Origin of the sequence: Streptomyces sp. NBC_00028 (genome assembly GCF_045041065.1) — a bacterium.
Lineage (GTDB): Bacteria > Actinomycetota > Actinomycetes > Streptomycetales > Streptomycetaceae > Streptomyces.
Window position 1 is genome coordinate 9,093,041 of sequence record NZ_CP108293.1, and the last position, 16,228, is coordinate 9,109,268.

Below are 16,228 nucleotides of genomic sequence, written 5' to 3' on the forward strand. Positions count from 1 at the left end.
AGCCGTTGACTTCCACCTCCCGGAGCTCTACTTTCGGCGCGCGATACGTTCGGTTATTCGATCCTCGTTCGAGATATCGACCCTGCCGTGCGTTCTTCCCCTCCGAAGGAGCCGCATGTTTCCCCCACCCCCCTCGCCCCGCGGGTTCGTACGCCGCGCCAGAGCCGCCGCCGTGCGGGCCCTCGTCCTCGCCCTGACCGCCACCGCCGCCCTGCTCTTCGCCCAGCCCACCCCGGCCCAGGCGGCGACGAGCCGGCAGATTGCCGTGCCGACCGCACCGATGGGCTGGGCCTCCTGGAACAGCTTCGCCGCCGCCATCGACTACGACGTGATCAAGCAGCAGGTCGACGCGTTCGTGGCGGCGGGCCTGCCGGACGCGGGCTACAAGTACATCAACATCGACGAGGGTTGGTGGCAGGGCACCCGGGACAGCGCCGGGAACATCACCGTCGACGAGTCCGAGTGGCCCGGCGGCATGAAGGCCATCGCCGACTACATCCACAGCAAGGGCCTCAAGGCGGGCATCTACACCGACGCCGGCAAGGACGGCTGCGGCTACTACTTCCCGACCGGCCGCCCCGCCGCCCCCGGCTCCGGCAGCGAGGGCCACTACGACCAGGACATGCTCCAGTTCTCCCAGTGGGGCTTCGACTTCGTGAAGGTCGACTGGTGCGGCGGTGACGCGGAAGGGCTCGACGCGGCTACGACGTACAAGTCGATCAGCAACGCCGTGGCCGCGGCGACGGCCACCACCGGACGCCCGCTGACCCTGTCCCTCTGCAACTGGGGCTACCAGAACACCTGGAACTGGGCCCCCGGGCTCGCGCCGATGTTCCGGACCAGCACCGACATCGTCTACTGGGGCAACAACCCGTCCCAGACGAACATGCTGTCCAATTTCGACCAGGGCCTGCACCCGCTCGCGCAGCACACCGGGTACTACAACGACCCCGACATGCTGATGGTCGGCATGACCGGCTTCACCGCCGCCCAGAACCGCACCCACATGAACCTGTGGGCCATCTCCGGCGCTCCGCTCCTCGCCGGGAACAACCTCGCCTCCATGAGCACCGAGACGGCGAACATCCTCAAGAACCCGGAGGTCATCGCCGTCGACCAGGACGCCCGCGGCCTTCAGGGCGTCAAGGTCGCCGAGGACGGCACCGGACTCCAGGTGTACGGCAAGGTCCTGTCCGGCCAGGGCAACCGCGCCGTCGTGCTGATGAACCGCACGTCCTCCGCGCAGAACATCACCGTCCGCTGGTCCGACCTGGGCCTGACCAACGCGAGCGCGACCGTGCGTGACCTGTGGGCCCGCTCCAACGTCGGCTCCTACGGCACGAGTTACACCACCAGCGTCCCCGCGGGCGGGTCGGTCATGCTGAGCGTCACCGGCGGCACCGAGCAGTCGGCGAGCACCTACACCGGCACGGCGGGCTTCTCCGGCGTGGTCGCCGGCAACACCGGCGTGAAGGTCGTCGACGTCGCCTACACCAACAACACCTCCAGCGCCCGGACGGCGACCCTCAAGGTCAACGGCCAGGGCTCGACCACCGTCTCCTTCCCGCCCACCGGCTCCTCCCAGGGCACGGTCTCGGTGATGGTCGGCCTCTCGAAGGGCTCCGCGAACACGCTGACGTTCACGAACGCCCCCACCCTCGCCGACATGACGGTCCGCCCGCTGCCCGGCGCCAACAGCACCCTGGTGGTCGGCACCCAGTCCAGCCGCTGCCTCGATCTCTACAACAACACGATCACCAACGGCACCCAGGCCGAACTGTGGGACTGCAACGGCGGCCAGAACCAGCAGTGGACGTACACCTCGCGCAAGGAACTCGTGGTGTACGGCAACAAGTGCCTGGACGCCTACAACCTCGGCACCACCAACGGCACCAAGGTCGTCATCTGGGACTGCAACGGCCAGAACAACCAGAAGTGGAACGTCAACAGCGACGGCACGATCACCAATGTCAACGCCGGTCTCTGTCTGGACGCCAACAGCGCGGGCACGGCCAACGGCACGCTGATGGTGCTGTGGACGTGCAACGGTCAGAACAACCAGAAGTGGACGCAGAGCTAGGCCAGACAGAGGACGAGGACGCCGACGGCCGCCGCACAGCCGAGGAGCAGGCAGGCGAGCAGCCGTCGGCGCAGCTCTCGGTACCTCGCCTCGTACTCGTCCCGCAGTCTCCCGGCCCGCACCGCGGTGCGTTGCCAGGAGGCGCGGGCGAGTTCGAGGTACTCCGCCTCGAAACGCCGCTCCACCTCGGCCCGTTGCGCCTCGGTCAGCCAGTGCAGCGGCGCGCTGAAGCGCTCGGCGGCGGTACGGCCCTCCTGGCGCGTCGCGCTGAGCAGCAGATGGCCCTCGATGTCGTTGAGAAAGGTGTCGTTCATCGCGAGGTCAACTCCCTTGCCGACGCCGGGCCGTGGTGCAGGTCGTACGCCGGGGACTCGCTGCGGATGCGCGGCAGGGCGAGGAAGTTGTGCCGCGGCGGGGGACAGGTCGTCGCCCACTCCAGGGAGCGGCCGTAGCCCCACGGGTCGTCGGCCTCGACCGGCTTGCCGTACTTGGCGGTCTTCCAGACGTTGTAGAGGAACGGCAGGAGCGAGGCGCCGAGCACGAGCGAGAAGATGCTCGACAGGGTGTTGAGGGTGGTGAGGCCCTCCACCGCGAGATAGTCGGGGATCCGTCGCTGCATGCCGTTCACGCCCAGCCAGTGCTGGACGAGGAAGGTGCCGTGGAAGCCGATGAACAGCGTCCAGAACGTGATCTTGCCGAGGCGCTCGTCGAGCATCCTGCCGGTGAACTTCGGCCACCAGAAGTGGAAGCCGGAGAACATCGCGAAGACCACGGTGCCGAAGACGACGTAGTGGAAGTGGGCGACGACGAAGTACGAGTCGGAGACCGCGAAGTCGATGGGCGGCGAGGCCAGCATCACGCCCGTCAGACCGCCGAAGACGAAGGTGACAAGGAAGCCCGTGGCCCACAGCATCGGGGTCTCGAAACTCAAGGACCCCTTCCACATCGTTCCGATCCAGTTGAAGAACTTCACGCCCGTTGGCACGGCGATGAGGAACGTCATGAAGGAGAAGAACGGGAGCAGGACTCCGCCGGTGACGTACATGTGGTGGGCCCACACGGTCACGGACAGGCCGGCGATGGCGATGGTGGCGCCGATCAGGCCCATGTAGCCGAACATCGGCTTGCGGGAGAAGACCGGGATGACCTCGGAGATGATGCCGAAGAACGGTAGCGCGATGATGTACACCTCTGGATGGCCGAAGAACCAGAAGAGGTGTTGCCATAGCAGCGCCCCGCCGTTGGCGGAGTCGAAGACATGGGCGCCGAACTTGCGGTCCGCCTCCAGGGCGAACAGCGCGGCCGCCAGGACCGGGAAGGCGAGCAGGACCAGGACGGCGGTCAGCAGCACGTTCCACACGAAGATCGGCATGCGGAACATGGTCATGCCCGGCGCGCGCATGCAGATGATGGTGGTGATGAAGTTGACCGAGCCGAGGATGGTGCCGAAGCCGGAGAAGGCCAGACCCATGATCCACATGTCGGCGCCGATGCCCGGCGAGCGGACCGCGTCCGAGAGCGGGCTGTAGGCGAACCAGCCGAAGTCGGCCGCGCCCTGCGGGGTGAGGAAGCCGCCGACCGCGATCAGCGAGCCGAACAGGTACAGCCAGTAGGCGAACATGTTCAGCCGCGGGAAGGCGACGTCGGGGGCGCCGATCTGGAGCGGCATGATCCAGTTCGCGAAGCCGGCGAACAGCGGTGTCGCGAACATCAGCAGCATGATCGTGCCGTGCATCGTGAACGCCTGGTTGAACTGCTCGTTCGACATGATCTGCAGACCAGGCCGGGCGAGCTCGGCGCGCATGAGCAGCGCCATCACGCCACCGATGCAGAAGAACGCGAACGACGTGATCAGATAGAGCGTTCCGATCGTCTTGTGATCCGTGGTCGTCAACCACTTCAGATGCCTCATGCCCCGCCTGTGTCCGCGCCCCGCCCGGACGTCACACTGCGGGGACGCGACGAGAATCACGGGAGACGGCTGTGACGATCCCGAGGGTGCCGGACACGAACGGAACATGAGCAACGACGACGACTTCGCCGCTGCCTATCGCGAGCACTACTGGGCGGTCAGCCGCTATGTCGCGCGGCGACTGGACGGGCGGACCGGTGAGGTGGAGGAAGTGGTGGCGGAGGTCTTCACGGTCGCCTGGCGCCGCCGCGCCGACCTTCCGCCGGTCCCGCTGCCCTGGTTGTACGCCGTGGCACGCAACTGCCTGGCCAACGCGGTTCGCGGTCAGGGGCGGCGACGGCGCCTGGTGGACCGGATGGGCAACGACGACACGGCGCACGGGCGGCACATCGAGGCGGGGCCCGACGCGGAGACCCCGGGTGCCTGGGTGCACGACGCGCTCGGCCGGCTCTCCCCGGCCGACCAGGAGGTGCTGCGGCTGACCGCGTGGGAGGAACTCGGCATCGACGAGGTCGCCGTCGTCCTCGGCTGCGGCCGGCGCGCGGCGTCGATGCGGCTGCACCGGGCCCGGCGCCGGCTGAGAGCCGAGATCGACCGGATGCGCCCCACGACCACCGCCGCCCTGAAGGAGAACGGCCATGGCTGACGAACTCGACCTCCTGCGCCGCGCCAATCCGGTGCCCACCGACGGCCCCCACTTCGGCGACGGCCCCCTCGACCACCACGCCGAGCGGCAGCTCGACCGGCTGCTGCGGCAACGGACCTCACACCGCCCCCGGCTGTACTGGGGCCTGGCGGCCACCGGAATCGTCGCCGCACTCGTGTCGGCGCTCCTCTTCACCGGCCAGACCACCGCGCCGGCGGCCGCGGCACCCCGCCCGCTGGTCGTGCTGGCCGACTCCACCCCCGTACCCCTCAAAACCCTGGCCGAGCGGGCGCGGGCGGCCGACGGGCCCGCGCTCCGCAAGGGCACGCACGTGCGGACCTGGAGCCTGGGCATGAGCGAGGACAAGCCGCCGATCACCTACCCGGAGGAGCGCGTCGTGCGCTGGAACGCCGACGACAGCCACACGGAGATCGTCGACGACGGCCACGAGCGCACCGAGCAGACGTACCCGCCCAGTTGGAGCGACGCCCCGCCGCAGTCGCCCCCGCCGGCCGACGTCGCCCGGCTGCACGCCTATCTTCAGGAGGCCGCGTACAGCAGGACCCCGCTGGACACCGGCGAGCTCCTCGACGCAGTCGACTACGTGCTCGACACCTGGCAGTTCGGCGCCCGCGAGTCGGCGGCGCTCGCCCAACTGCTCGCGGACACCGACGCGTTGAAGCCCGTCGGGCAGGTCACCGACCGGCTGGGGCGGCGGGGGCAGGCGTATGTGTACGAGCGGTCCGGGACCCGGAAGATGCTGATCATGGACCCGGCCACCGGTGCCGTACTCGGCCTGGAGACCACCTTCACCGAGGCGGAGCCCGAGTACGGCGTCAAGGCCGGGGACGTCATGGACTACAGCGCCTGGACGCGCTGACTCACGCCCCGAGCTGCCGGGCCGCGGCGTCCACCGTCTGCTCCAGCAGCGTGGCGATCGTCATCGGACCGACGCCGCCCGGCACCGGGGTGATCAGCGAGGCGCGCTCCACGGCCGAGTCGAAGTCGACGTCTCCGATGTTCCCCTCGTTGTACCCGGCGTCGATCACGACCGCGCCGGGCTTGATGTCCTGGCCCTTGATGAGCTTCGGCCGGCCCACGGCGGCGACCACGATGTCCGCCTCCCGTACGGCCGCCGACAGGTCCGTCGTTCGCGAGTGGCAGTACGTCACCGTCGCGTCCCGGGCGAGCAGCAGCATGCCGGCCGGCTTGCCGAGGATCGCGCTGCGGCCGACGACCACCGCCCGCTTGCCGGAGGGGTCGACGTCGTACGCGTCGAGCAGCCGCATGATCCCGCCGGGGGTGCAGGACACGAAGCCCGGCAGCGCGAAGCTCATCGTCGCGAAGGAGGCGAAGGTGACGCCGTCGACGTCCTTCTCGGGCGCGATCGCCTCGAACGCGGCCCGCTCGTCGATGTGGTCGCCCATGGGGTGCTGGAGCAGGATGCCGTGCACGGCGGGGTCGGCGGAGAGCGCCCGGAGCGTGTCCACCAGCTCCTCGGTGGTGGTCGCCGCGGGCAGCTCCACGTGCCGGGAGTCGATCCCGGCCTTGCGGCAGCGGTTCTGCTTCATCCGGACGTACGTCACGGAGGCGGGGTCGGCGCCGACCAGTACGGTCGCGAGACAGGGCGTCGTGCCGGTGCGTCCGGTGAGGTCGGCGGCGCGCTCGGCGGTGTCCTCGACGATGCGCCGGGCGAGCGCGGTGCCGTCCATGAGCCGGGCCTGAGACATGATCCACTCCTGGGCTGGTAGTCGGTTTCGCCCAGGCGCACGGCTTCATGTCGTACGGGCCGCTCCCCGGTGGTGCTCCACCTCAGCGCCAGTCACGGCCCGCCCCCAGCCTAACGCCGCGCCGTCGGGGCGGTGGGGTCGGCCCCGGCGAGGACATGGGCTGCGCCGATCGCCTCGGCCCAGCGGACGATCTCCGTCGCCAGGGCGCGGGTTGATCGGCCGTGCTCATGAGAAGGACGATCGGCGCCCGTTGACGGTCCGGCTCACCGCGGACGGGCGCGCCGCCTTCGAAGTGGGCGCCGCGTCGGAGGAAGCGGGCGAGGTCGCGCTCCTCGCAGCAGTGAGCGCAGCAGTGCAGCGGACGCCAGCCGACCTGCCGCGGAAACCGGTCGTAGCGGTCGAGACCGGACCGGATACGACCGACCGAGGCCCGCACGCGCCGAGAAGGTCCAGGTCAACCGGGACGTGATCTGGACCTTCGGCAGACTTCTCCCTACTCGTCCCATGCCTGGAGCATGATCTGTTCGGCGATCTTGCCGTCGCGCAGCGTGATCATGGACTCGGCGAAGACCCGCATCCCGTCCGAGTACTCGCAGGACTCGGTGTACGCGACCTGGTCACCCTCGACGATGCACTTCTCCAGCTTGTGCGCCTTGATGTCACGGCTGTAGACGTCCTCCAGGAGCTCGCCGATCTCGCCCCGGCCGTGCAGGATCCTCGGATTGCTGGGCTGGGTGTTGCGGTCCACGATGCGCAGCTCCGCGTCGTCCGCGTAGAGCGAGAGCAGGTTCGCCGCCTTGTCGCCTTCGATGCCCTGACGCAGGGTCTCCGTGTTGAAAGCACCCATGATGACCTCCGGTGAGGCCCGCGGCCCGAGGGGAGGGGTCGCCCGGGTCTCACCTTCGAGGCTCCTCCGCCCCGCCGGTCTCGGCAAGCGCAACGGAGGTACTGCGCCTGACGGGTGAGAGGCGCCCCGCACCCGTGTCCCCGCCCGGCGCGCCGACGTTGCTGACAACATGATCTCCACTCGACGTATCGTCGCCGTCGTCGGCCTCGCCGCCGGCGTCACCGGCCTGGTCGCCCCGATGGCAAGCGCGGCCCCCGCGGACGCCGACGCCGCCCAGCTGAGCCCGATCGCCATGCTCGACTCGCTGGCCTTGAGCGACATCCCCGCGGAGCGCCAGGCCGAGATCCCGCGCCCGTCCGAGCAGCTGGCCGGCCTCAACCGGGTCAACGACCTCAACCAGCTGACCCAGATCACCGACCTGGCCGCCCCCGTCACCGGGCTGCTGCCGGCCATCCAGTAGTCGTCCGATCCGCGTACGGCCTCGTACGCGACGTTCACACCAAGGGCCGTCCGGGCAACCGGGCGGCCCTTGACATTGCCCGCGGCCCCACGGAGCATGCGCTTAGCAAGTGAATCTTGGTTCACATAGCGAACAAATTCACGTGGCGAACGAAGAGGTCCGCATCATGCCCATCACTCGCGAACTCCTCATCGGCGGCAAGGACGTGCCCGCCGCCTCCGGCCGGACGGCCGAGGACCTCAACCCCTACACCGGGGAGGTGTACGCGACCGTCGCGGCGGCGGGCCCCGAGGACGTGCGGCGGGCCGTGGACGCGGCGGACGCGGCGTTCGAGGAGTGGGCGGCGCTGGCCCCCTTCGCCCGGCGCGCGATCCTGCTCAAGGCCGCCGACCTGCTGGAGGGCAAGGGCGACCAGGTCGCCGAGCTGATGGCGGGCGAGGCGGGCGGCACCCGGCCGTGGGCGTACTTCAACGTGGCGCTCGCCTCCAACATGCTGCGCGAGGCGGCGGCCGCCGTGACCGCCCCGCGCGGTGAGGTGCTCGCCGCCCAGGAACAGGGCGCGCTCGGCCTCGCCGTGCGCGAACCCGTCGGCGTGGTCGCCGCGTTCGCGCCCTGGAACGCGCCGGTCATCCTCGGCGTCCGGGCGGTCGCGGCGCCGCTGGCCGCGGGCAACACGGTCGTCGTCAAGGCGAGCGAGGACGCGCCGCTGGCCTGCGGCCTGTTCGTGGCCGACGTGCTGCGCGAGGCCGGGCTGCCGGACGGCGTGCTCAACGTCATCACCAACGACCGGGCGGACGCCGCCGAGATCGCCGAGGTGCTGATAGCCGACGAGCGGGTACGGGCCGTGAACTTCACCGGTTCCACCAACGTGGGCCGCATCATCGGCGAGCACGCGGCCCGCCATCTCAAGCCCGCCGTCCTGGAGTTGGGCGGCAAGAACGCGGTGATCGTGCTGGCCGACGCGGACGTGGACTACGCCGTCGACGCCGTCACCTTCAGCGTGTTCATGAACGCCGGGCAGATCTGCATGTCCGGCGACCGCATCCTCGTCCACGAGTCCCTCGCCGAGGAGTTCACCCGCAAGTTCGCCGCCAAGGCCGCAGCCCTCCCGTCCGGCGACCCCGCCGACCCGCACACCGTGGTCGGCCCGCTGGTCGCCGCCTCCGCCGCGCAGCGCGTGGCCCGACTGGTCGAGGACGCGGTCGCCAAGGGCGCGAAGGTCCTCACCGGCGGCGGCGAGCCGGACGGCGCGGTCCACCCGGCGACCGTGCTCACCGACGTGCCGAAGGACGCCGAGATCTATCACGCGGAGGCGTTCGGGCCGGTGTGCGTGGTGGAGACGTTCGCCGACGACGCCGCCGCCGTGGCCGTCGCCAACGACACCGACAACGGTCTGACCTGCGGCATCATCACCGAGAACGCCACCCACGGCCTGGCCGTCGCACGCCGGGTCCGCACCGGCATCGTGCACATCAACGACCAGTCGGTGGCCGACGAACCGCAGGCCCCGTTCGGCGGGTTCAAGTCCTCCGGGTACGGCCGCTTCGGTGGCCGCTGGGGCATCGAGGCCTTCTCCAACACCCGCTGGGTGACCATCGCCACCCAGCAGGCGCACTACCCCTTCTAGACTCCAGGTTCCGGCCCGGCGTCCAGGAAGTGGAAGCCGGGCCGCGGGTGCATCAGGAAGTCGTGGTGGGAGATGTTCCACGCGTAGGCCCCCGCAAGCGAGAACAGCACCCGGTCGCCCGCCCGTAGCCCGGCGACGGGCACCCGGCGGGCGAGCGTGTCCTTCGGCGTGCACAACTGCCCGGCGAGGGTGATGTGTTCGCCCTCGGCGCCGGGCCGCGGCCAGGGGTGCGGCCATCCGTCGACGGGGAGGACCGAGCAGGGCTGGTCGTGTCCCTTCGTCGCCGGGGTCCGCAGGTGGTGGGTGCCGCCCCGGACCACCGCGAACTCCTCGCCGTGGCTGCGCTTCACGTCCAGCACCTCCGTGGCGTACCAGCCGCAGTACGCCGTCAGCGCCCGCCCCGGTTCGATCCGCAGCGTCAACTCCGGGTGTTCCTCGGTGAGTCGGGCGAGGCCGCTGCCGTAGGCGGGCCAGTCGAAGCGACGCTCCGGTGCGGTGTAGTCGACGTGCATGCCGCCGCCGACGTTGACCTCGGCCAGCGGAAGTCCGAGGCCGACCGCCCACCGCACCACGGCCTCCGCCGCCGCGAGAAGCTCGGGCGCTTCCAGGCCGCTCGCCAAGTGGGCGTGGACGCCTCGGAGTTCGAGATGGGGGTAGGTGCCGTCGGCGAGGGCGCGTACGACCTCGGCGGCCTGGTCCGGGTCCATGCCGAACGGGGTCGGCCGGCCGCCCATCGCGAGCGCACCGCCCGCCAACGAGCCGTCGTCGAGCGACAGGTTGACGCGCGGCAGCACCGCGACGCGTCGCCCGGTCCGTCGCGCCAGCTCGCCCAGCATGCGCAGCTCGTACACGCTCTCGACGTGGAAGCGCGCAACTCCCCCTTCCAGCGCGGCCGTCACCTCGTCCGGGGTCTTGCCTGGTCCGCCGAAGGCCAGCGGGCGGCCCGGTACGGCCTGGGCGACATGGGCGAGTTCACCGCCCGAGGAGACCTCGTAGCCGTCGACGTACGGACCGAGCGCGGCGAGGATCTCCGGCTCGGGGTTGGCCTTGGCGGCGTAGTAGAGCTCGACGCGCTCGGGGAGCGCGCCCCTGACGGCGGCGGCGTGAGCGCGAAGGGACGCCAAGTCATAGACATAGGCAGGCAGTTCGTCGGCGGACAGGGAACGGACGTGGTCATGGACGGTCGTGGTCGTCATCGGGTGCTCCCGGTCAGGATGTCCTCGGCGAGCGGGGACGGCAGGCGGACGTAGCCGGCCTCGCGGTCGGCCTTGCGCTCCCAGCGGGTGAGCAGATTGGCCTTCGCGGGCAGCGGCACACCGGCGAGGAGGGCGGCGAGCCGCGGCGGGCAGCCGTGGTGGTCGGCGTACCGCTGGAGCGTCGCCCGCACCCGGCCCCACAGTGCGGCCTCCGCCCCGGGGTGCAGGTCGGCGAGGGCGGCGAGCAGTTCGGCGACATGGTTGACCAGCAGGCAGTACACGACCCGGTCCCAGCCGCGTCGCGCGTCGTACGTCATCGGGCCCGCCACCTCGGGCGGCAGCGCGGCCAGGGTGGCGGTGTGGTGCTCGGGGAGCAGCTTGGTGCCCTCCAGGTCGCGGAAGAGGACCTGGGCGGGCATGCCGTCGCGGTCCACGCAGACCAGGACGTTCTGCAGATGGGGTTCCAGGACCAGTCCGTGGTCGAAGTAGGCGGCCAGGACCGGCGGGATCAGCAGGTCGAGATAGGCCGACCACCAGTCGAGGGCCGCTCGGGCGTCCGGGGTGCCGAGGAGGCGGGAGATCTGTGCGTCGCTGCTCGGGTACTCGTCGGCCACCGCGGCCGCCAGCAGGGGAGTGGTGCCCGGCGCGAGCCGTGCGGGCAGGCCCTCACGGACGATGACACCGAAACCCTCGAACAGCGCCTGGTCCGGCGTGCCGTCGGGGCCGGGCAGGGCGAGGGTGCGGTAGGCGGGTTCGCGGAGCACCGCACTGCCCGGGAAACGGTGGGCGAGGTCGGCCAGGGCCGGGGCGAGGGCGCGGGTCAGGGCGACGGCACCGGAGAGCTCGTAACTGCTGTTCTTGCGCAGGCAGTTGGTGATCCGCACGTTCAGGCTGAACTTGAGGAAGGTCTTCCCGTCGTACAGCGTGCGCACCGACGCCGTGGCGGCGAAGGGCCGCCCGCCCGGGCCGAGATCGAGGACGTCGCCGCGCGCGAGGGCCGCGCGCAGGGCCGGATGGTCGCGGAGGGTGTCGTACTGCCAGGGGTGGGCGGGCAGCAGCCGGTAGCCGTCCGGGAGGCCGGTGCGCGCACGGTCCAGCGGTGCGACGGCCGACGGCTCGGCGGCCTCCTCTGCGATCAGCTCGTCGAGTACGGCGAGGTGCCGCAGCGGGAAGACGGCCCCGGCCTCCGGGGCGTACGCGGACCAGGCCCGCGGGTCGCCGGTGCGGGCCTTGGGGGTGGGGTGGAAGCGGTGTCCGAACAGCAGGGACTGCTCGGAGACGAGGTAGGCGTCGGCCGTCGCCGAGGCGCCCGGGGCGGCGAGCGCGCTGGTCACGGACTCGTGGCTGGAGGCGACCTGCTCCAGGAACTCCTCGTTGCGCACACCGGTGCGTAGCGACAGTTCGTCGTGTGTGTACGTGGCGAGGCGCTGCCAGTCCACCGCCGCCCAGCCACCGTCGCGCTGTTCGTGCACCGGCCCGGCGAAACGGTGGGCGCCGATCAGCGAGGTGCGGCGCAGGGCGACGTGCAACAGGACCCCGCGGCGCGGGAGCCGCAGCAGGAGGGTGCCGTCGGTGACGACACTCTGGTGTTCCGGCCCGGACACCTCGCGCAGCAGGCAGTTGAGGAGGGTGTGGGCCACCACCTCGTCGGCCGAGGGCAGCGCGGTGCGCGCGGGTGTGGGGGTGAGCGAGGGCATCAGCGGCTCCAGCGAGGGGTCATGGAGGGGAGGAGGGTCGCCACGGCGGTGACGGCGGCAGCGGCGGCGCCGGTCAGCACGGGCGCGGCGGGGCCGAAGCGGGCGCTGCCGGCCGCGGCGACGAGGCCCGCGGCGACCGCGCCGGCCTTGGAGAAGAACTCCAGCGCCCCGAACATGCCGCCGGGCGCCCGCCCTTGGGCGCATGCGGCGGCCAGCACCTGAAGGCACACCAGGCCGAGGGTGAGACCGGCGCCCAGCACCAGCCGTACGGCGATCAGCGCGGCCAGGTTCGTGGCGACGCCGTGGCCGGCGAGTCCCAGGGCGATGAGGACGAAGCCGAGCACGATCCCGGCCCGGGGACGGTTCCGGAAGGCCGAGTGCACGACCAGCGCGGCCACCAGGTAGCACAGGTGGGGAAGGGCGAAGAGCACCCCGGACAGGGTGGGTGAGGTGCCCGGGAGCCGGTCGTCGACCAGGGCGATGAGGTACGGGAAGGAGATGACGGTGGAGAACACGAATGCGAACTCCAGTGTGTACAGGGCCCGGAGTGAGATCACGGGCGCCGTCGCTGGAGGAGCGGGGGTGTCGTTCTTCCGCTGTTCGACCGGACCAGGTTCCGGCAGGGCCGCGAGCAGCAGCGCGGCCGTCAGCGGCAGTACGGCGAGCAGCGCGTACTGGCGGTGCGGGGACAGCCAGCCGGACAGCGTGCCGACCACGATCGGCGCCACCACCAGCGCCGCCCGGGCGCTGCCCTGCATCAGGGTGAGCGCCCTGGACAGGGCCGGGCCCTCCAGGGACGCACCCAGATAGCCGTTGGAGGCGGCGAACGTCCCGCCCAGCACGCCCTGGAGGACGAGCGCCACGGTGAAGGTCGCCAGCGAGTCGGCCCAGCCCGCGAGCAGGAACGCGACCGTGAGCCCCAACTGGGCCCGCAGCAGCAGCCGTTTGCGGCCGTAGCGGTCGGCGAGCCGCCCCCACAGCGGGGCCGCGAGCGCGCCGAACACGGTCGGCACGACATACAGCACCCCCGCCCAGCGGGCCTGGCGGTCGCCCAACTCCGGGAGGATCGCGGTGAGATAAGGCGGCAGACCCAGGGCAGCGAAGGACGCCACGAAGTAGCAGCCCGCCACCGCGTGCACCTGGCCGCGTCCGAACGTCGAGCGGGGCATCCGCACGGCCTGCGCGGCGCTCATGACGGACCTCCGCCCGGTCGGTTCGGCAGCAGGTAGTTGGGTCCTGTGGTGTAGTGCTTGTTGATGTCGGCCGCGCCCGAACGCTCCTTGGACAGCAGCGTCCCGGCCGTGACCATCGCCTTCACCGGCAGCCGCGCAGCCAGCAGCACCCGGGTCCGCAGCTCGTCCCCGGCGTCACCGCCGAGCCGGTCCACCGCCTCCGTCAACCGGTTCCGTACGAGATCCAGCACGGCCCTGCGCCGCCGGGGCAGCCCGAACGCGTAGGCGCCCGCGCACAGATGGACGGTGATGGTGGTGAACACGTCGGCCACCGGACCGTCACCCGTGACATAGGTCCGGGCGTCGTCGAACCCCCACGGGCCGGGCAGGACCGCACCCAGCCGCCTCGGGTTGATCCGCGGCCCGTCGTCGTCCTTGAACAGCAGCCGCAGACCGCCGGGCCGTAGTACCAGCGACACGTTCTGCTGGTGCGACTCCAGGGCGATGCCGTACCCGAACAGCGTGGTCTGCCAGTCGAAGAGCAGCGTGAGGAAGGCGTCGAGGAGGGCGAGCGGGTCACCGCCGTAGAAGCGGTCGGCGAGGTGGTCCAGGACCGGTCGCCCGTCCGGGGCCTCGGCGAGGAGGGCGGCCAGTGGTACGACCTCGTCGCCCTCCGCGAAGGCCGGGAGGCGACGGCACAGGACGGCCAGCAGTTCGTGTCCGGCGTGGGCGTACGTGCTCTCGTCGGCGTGCAGGATCCTGTCCCGGAACCGGGGTTCACGGGCGAGCACGGCCTCGAACAGCCGTTGGCCCGCCGCGCCGTCGACGAGGGTGCCGGGCTTGATGGACCGCTTGTTGCGCAGGCCCAACGTGGCGGTGGCCAGGGGGAGTTTGAGGTGGCAGGTCGCGTCCACGGCCACCGTGCGCATCGACAGGGTCGGTACGACGTCGAGGTGGGGGCGGTCGGCGAACACGGCACCCTCGGGGAGGTCGCCCTCGCGCAGGGCGCCCACGGTCAACGGGTGTACCGGCAGCGGGAGATGGGTTCCCTCGGCTGCGGGCAGCCCGAGTTCGGCGCAACTGGGCCAGAACCTCGGGAGCGTGCCGGTGAGGGTGACGGCCCCGCGGGGCAGGGCCAGCCAGCGCAGGGCGAACCTGGGGTGGAACTCAGGTGCGTACGCGCGCAGTTGGGATGCGGAGAGGCCGGAGCGTCCGCGTCCCGTCGGGTACACGGGATGGTCGAGTCGGGCCGCGAGCGCGTCGTACGCGAGCGGTGGCCACTGGGCGGAGTCCGCGCCGAAGCCGACCGGTGTGGCCTCGTGCAGTCGCATCGTCTCCAGCGTCTGTCGGCACTCCTCGGCGAAGGCGTCGTAGCCCGCGCGGTCGACGGGGTCGGCGAGTGCGCGCAGAGCGGTGAGGACAGCGTCGTACGAGGTCAGCTCGGCGCCGCCCGACTCGCGGACGAGCAAGGGCAGTCGGGCGGCGTACTCGCACTGGAAGCCGTCCTCGGTGACGGGCAGGAGGAGTGCGTCGTCGTCGGTGGGCAGTCGTAGCCAGCGGCCGTCCGGACGGTCGGCGAGGGTGCTGCGGGTGCGCAGGCCCACGACGTCCTCGCGGAGGAGGGCGCTGAGGACGCGGGTCAGCAGCTCTGCTTCGCAGGTCGCCGTCATGGCTGGATCTCCCAGCGCAGGCCCGCCAGGAAGTCGGCTGCCACCCGGTCGACCGTCGGCTGGTCGGTGCCGGTCGCGCGCAGGACGCCGAGGTAGTCGCGGTTGGTGCGGTACAGCTCGTGCCGCTCGCCCGTGGCCCGCAGCGGACGGTACGTCAGATGGACGCCCTCCACGGTGAGTTCCGCGGCGGGCGGGGCTTCGGCGAGGAGGCCCGCGCGGTCGGCGCACGGGTACTCCAGGCGGGCGGCCCCGTCGGGGCGGGCACCGAGGTCCGCGGGGAGCGGTTCGCCGAGGTGGGTGCGGAGGATGTGCTCGAAGAGCGGGATCTCCAGGAGCCGCGCCAGCAGCAGGTCGCACTGGTCGCCGATGGCACGGTAGTTGACCTCGATGATCCGCGCTCGCCCCTCGTGCACCACGAACTCGGTGTGGCAGGCGCCGAAGCCGACACCGAGGGCGTCCAGTTGGGCGAGCACCTGGGTGACGACGGGTTCGGGGTGGGCGGCGACGAAGGTGAGGCGCTCCTCGACGAAGTACGGCGGGGGCGACAGCTCGGTGTGGAAGCCGCCCAGGACATGCCGGACCCGCCCGTCGCCGAGGGTCTCCAGGGTGTGGAGCTCACCGGGCAGGTACTCCTCCACGACCAGGACGGTGCCCGGGCGGCGGTCGAAGATCGCCTTGGAGTGGACGGCCAGCTCCTCCGGGCCGTGGACGAGGACGACGTCCTCGCTGGCCACGCCCTCGCGCGGCTTCACCACACAGGGATAGGGGGCGTCGGTGAGGGCGGTGGTCGGTTCGGTGATCTCGGTCGACCAGACCGTGTCCAGGCCCGCGTCGGCGAGCCTGCGCCGCATCTCCGCCTTGTCCTTGCACCGCAGGGTGGCCCGCCAGTCCTTGCCGGGCAGCCCGAAGTAGGCGGCGGCCAGGGCGGCCTGGGTCTGGAGGTGGTCGCTGTTGGTGAAGACCGCGTCGGGGCGGTGGTGGGTGGAGATACGGGTGACCACGGCCCGGAAGTCACGGACGTCGCACGCCAGGACCTCGACGTTCGGATACGTGGCACGGTGGGCTTCGGGCTGGTCGGTGAGGACGGTGACGTCCAGGCCCAGCCGGCCGGCGGCGGGCAGAAAGCCCTCGGTGACGGAGTCGGTCGGATTGAGGGCGAGCAGGTACAGGCGCATGGGTGCGAGGCAACTT

Annotated in this window: 14 protein-coding genes and 1 riboswitch; of the genes, 5 read left to right on the top strand and 9 right to left on the bottom strand. The window is 71.2% G+C overall.

Annotated features, from left to right (window positions below):
* The first annotated feature begins 115 nt into the window (after positions 1-115).
* Positions 116-2,080 (top strand): ricin-type beta-trefoil lectin domain protein, encoded by a 1,965-nt coding sequence (locus OG885_RS41200; RefSeq protein WP_405741301.1) that lies wholly within the window; start codon positions 116-118, stop codon positions 2,078-2,080.
* Here the strand turns inward: OG885_RS41200 and OG885_RS41205 are convergent.
* Both OG885_RS41205 and ctaD read right to left on the bottom strand, forming a co-directional pair.
* Positions 2,077-2,394, bottom strand: a complete 318-nt coding sequence (locus OG885_RS41205) for a hypothetical protein (RefSeq protein ID WP_405741304.1) — start codon at positions 2,392-2,394, stop codon at positions 2,077-2,079. The genes OG885_RS41200 and OG885_RS41205 overlap by 4 nt on opposite strands.
* A complete protein-coding gene (gene ctaD, locus OG885_RS41210; RefSeq protein ID WP_405741307.1) occupies positions 2,391-3,992 on the bottom strand; it encodes a cytochrome c oxidase subunit I in 1,602 nt (533 codons plus the stop codon). Before ctaD ends, OG885_RS41205 begins: the two co-directional genes overlap by 4 nt.
* A 106-nt stretch (positions 3,993-4,098) precedes the next feature.
* On the opposite strand from ctaD, the gene OG885_RS41215 reads away from it, so the two are divergent.
* Together OG885_RS41215 and OG885_RS41220 are read left to right on the top strand one after the other, a co-directional pair.
* On the top strand, positions 4,099-4,638 hold the full coding sequence (locus tag OG885_RS41215) for an RNA polymerase sigma factor (RefSeq protein ID WP_405741310.1): 540 nt from the start codon (positions 4,099-4,101) through the stop codon (positions 4,636-4,638).
* Positions 4,631-5,518, top strand: a complete 888-nt coding sequence (locus OG885_RS41220) for a CU044_5270 family protein (RefSeq protein WP_405741313.1) — start codon at positions 4,631-4,633, stop codon at positions 5,516-5,518. Before OG885_RS41215 ends, OG885_RS41220 begins: the two co-directional genes overlap by 8 nt.
* A gap of 1 nt (position 5,519) precedes the next feature.
* Here OG885_RS41220 and OG885_RS41225 read toward each other — a convergent pair whose 3' ends face one another.
* Entirely contained in the window at positions 5,520-6,368 is an 849-nt protein-coding gene (locus OG885_RS41225) for a bifunctional 5,10-methylenetetrahydrofolate dehydrogenase/5,10-methenyltetrahydrofolate cyclohydrolase (protein ID WP_405741316.1), read from the bottom strand.
* Positions 6,369-6,390: 22 nt separating this feature from the next.
* Positions 6,391-6,474: riboswitch (ZMP/ZTP riboswitch) on the bottom strand.
* 387 nt (positions 6,475-6,861) lie between these two features.
* Positions 6,862-7,215 carry a nuclear transport factor 2 family protein gene (locus tag OG885_RS41230; RefSeq protein ID WP_405741319.1) on the bottom strand — a complete coding sequence of 118 codons (354 nt, stop codon included), beginning with the start codon at positions 7,213-7,215 and terminating at the stop codon, positions 6,862-6,864.
* Positions 7,216-7,384: 169 nt separating this feature from the next.
* Here OG885_RS41230 and OG885_RS41235 point away from each other — a divergent pair, with 169 nt between their 5' ends.
* Positions 7,385-7,675 carry a hypothetical protein gene (locus tag OG885_RS41235; RefSeq protein WP_405741321.1) on the top strand — a complete coding sequence of 97 codons (291 nt, stop codon included), beginning with the start codon at positions 7,385-7,387 and terminating at the stop codon, positions 7,673-7,675.
* A 166-nt stretch (positions 7,676-7,841) separates the two neighbouring features.
* Positions 7,842-9,302: an aldehyde dehydrogenase family protein gene (locus tag OG885_RS41240; protein ID WP_405741323.1), complete on the top strand. Its 1,461-nt coding sequence runs from the start codon at positions 7,842-7,844 to the stop codon at positions 9,300-9,302.
* Here the strand turns inward: OG885_RS41240 and OG885_RS41245 are convergent.
* Genes OG885_RS41245 through OG885_RS41265 form a run of 5 tightly spaced genes read right to left on the bottom strand, consistent with a single transcriptional unit; the run spans position 9,299 to position 16,212 of the window.
* Complete coding sequence (locus OG885_RS41245) at positions 9,299-10,498, bottom strand: type III PLP-dependent enzyme (protein WP_405741326.1); 1,200 nt, start codon at positions 10,496-10,498, stop codon at positions 9,299-9,301. The genes OG885_RS41240 and OG885_RS41245 overlap by 4 nt on opposite strands.
* Entirely contained in the window at positions 10,495-12,195 is a 1,701-nt protein-coding gene (locus OG885_RS41250) for an IucA/IucC family protein (protein WP_405741328.1), read from the bottom strand. Before OG885_RS41250 ends, OG885_RS41245 begins: the two co-directional genes overlap by 4 nt.
* Positions 12,195-13,388 (bottom strand): MFS transporter, encoded by a 1,194-nt coding sequence (locus OG885_RS41255; RefSeq protein ID WP_405741331.1) that lies wholly within the window; start codon positions 13,386-13,388, stop codon positions 12,195-12,197. Before OG885_RS41255 ends, OG885_RS41250 begins: the two co-directional genes overlap by 1 nt.
* A complete protein-coding gene (locus OG885_RS41260) occupies positions 13,385-15,037 on the bottom strand; it encodes an IucA/IucC family protein (RefSeq protein ID WP_405741334.1) in 1,653 nt (550 codons plus the stop codon). The genes OG885_RS41255 and OG885_RS41260 overlap by 4 nt, the downstream gene beginning before the upstream one ends.
* Entirely contained in the window at positions 15,034-16,212 is a 1,179-nt protein-coding gene (locus OG885_RS41265; protein WP_405741337.1) for an acetyl-CoA carboxylase biotin carboxylase subunit family protein, read from the bottom strand. The genes OG885_RS41260 and OG885_RS41265 overlap by 4 nt, the downstream gene beginning before the upstream one ends.
* Between the last annotated feature and the right edge of the window lie 16 nt (positions 16,213-16,228).

Bases quoted from the DNA above. Each gene is read 5' to 3' on its own strand.
- OG885_RS41255 (WP_405741331.1), bottom strand. From the start codon at position 13,388: ATGAGCGCCGCGCAGGCCGTGCGGATGCCCCGCTCGACGTTCGGACGC.
- OG885_RS41245 (WP_405741326.1), bottom strand. From the start codon at position 10,498: ATGACGACCACGACCGTCCATGACCACGTCCGTTCCCTGTCCGCCGAC.
- OG885_RS41265 (WP_405741337.1), bottom strand. From the start codon at position 16,212: ATGCGCCTGTACCTGCTCGCCCTCAATCCGACCGACTCCGTCACCGAG.
- OG885_RS41240 (WP_405741323.1), top strand. From the start codon at position 7,842: ATGCCCATCACTCGCGAACTCCTCATCGGCGGCAAGGACGTGCCCGCC.
- OG885_RS41215 (WP_405741310.1), top strand. From the start codon at position 4,099: ATGAGCAACGACGACGACTTCGCCGCTGCCTATCGCGAGCACTACTGG.
- OG885_RS41205 (WP_405741304.1), bottom strand. From the start codon at position 2,394: ATGAACGACACCTTTCTCAACGACATCGAGGGCCATCTGCTGCTCAGC.
- OG885_RS41235 (WP_405741321.1), top strand. From the start codon at position 7,385: ATGATCTCCACTCGACGTATCGTCGCCGTCGTCGGCCTCGCCGCCGGC.
- OG885_RS41200 (WP_405741301.1), top strand. From the start codon at position 116: ATGTTTCCCCCACCCCCCTCGCCCCGCGGGTTCGTACGCCGCGCCAGA.
- OG885_RS41220 (WP_405741313.1), top strand. From the start codon at position 4,631: ATGGCTGACGAACTCGACCTCCTGCGCCGCGCCAATCCGGTGCCCACC.
- ctaD (WP_405741307.1), bottom strand. From the start codon at position 3,992: ATGAGGCATCTGAAGTGGTTGACGACCACGGATCACAAGACGATCGGA.
- OG885_RS41260 (WP_405741334.1), bottom strand. From the start codon at position 15,037: ATGACGGCGACCTGCGAAGCAGAGCTGCTGACCCGCGTCCTCAGCGCC.
- OG885_RS41230 (WP_405741319.1), bottom strand. From the start codon at position 7,215: ATGGGTGCTTTCAACACGGAGACCCTGCGTCAGGGCATCGAAGGCGAC.
- OG885_RS41250 (WP_405741328.1), bottom strand. From the start codon at position 12,195: ATGCCCTCGCTCACCCCCACACCCGCGCGCACCGCGCTGCCCTCGGCC.
- OG885_RS41225 (WP_405741316.1), bottom strand. From the start codon at position 6,368: ATGTCTCAGGCCCGGCTCATGGACGGCACCGCGCTCGCCCGGCGCATC.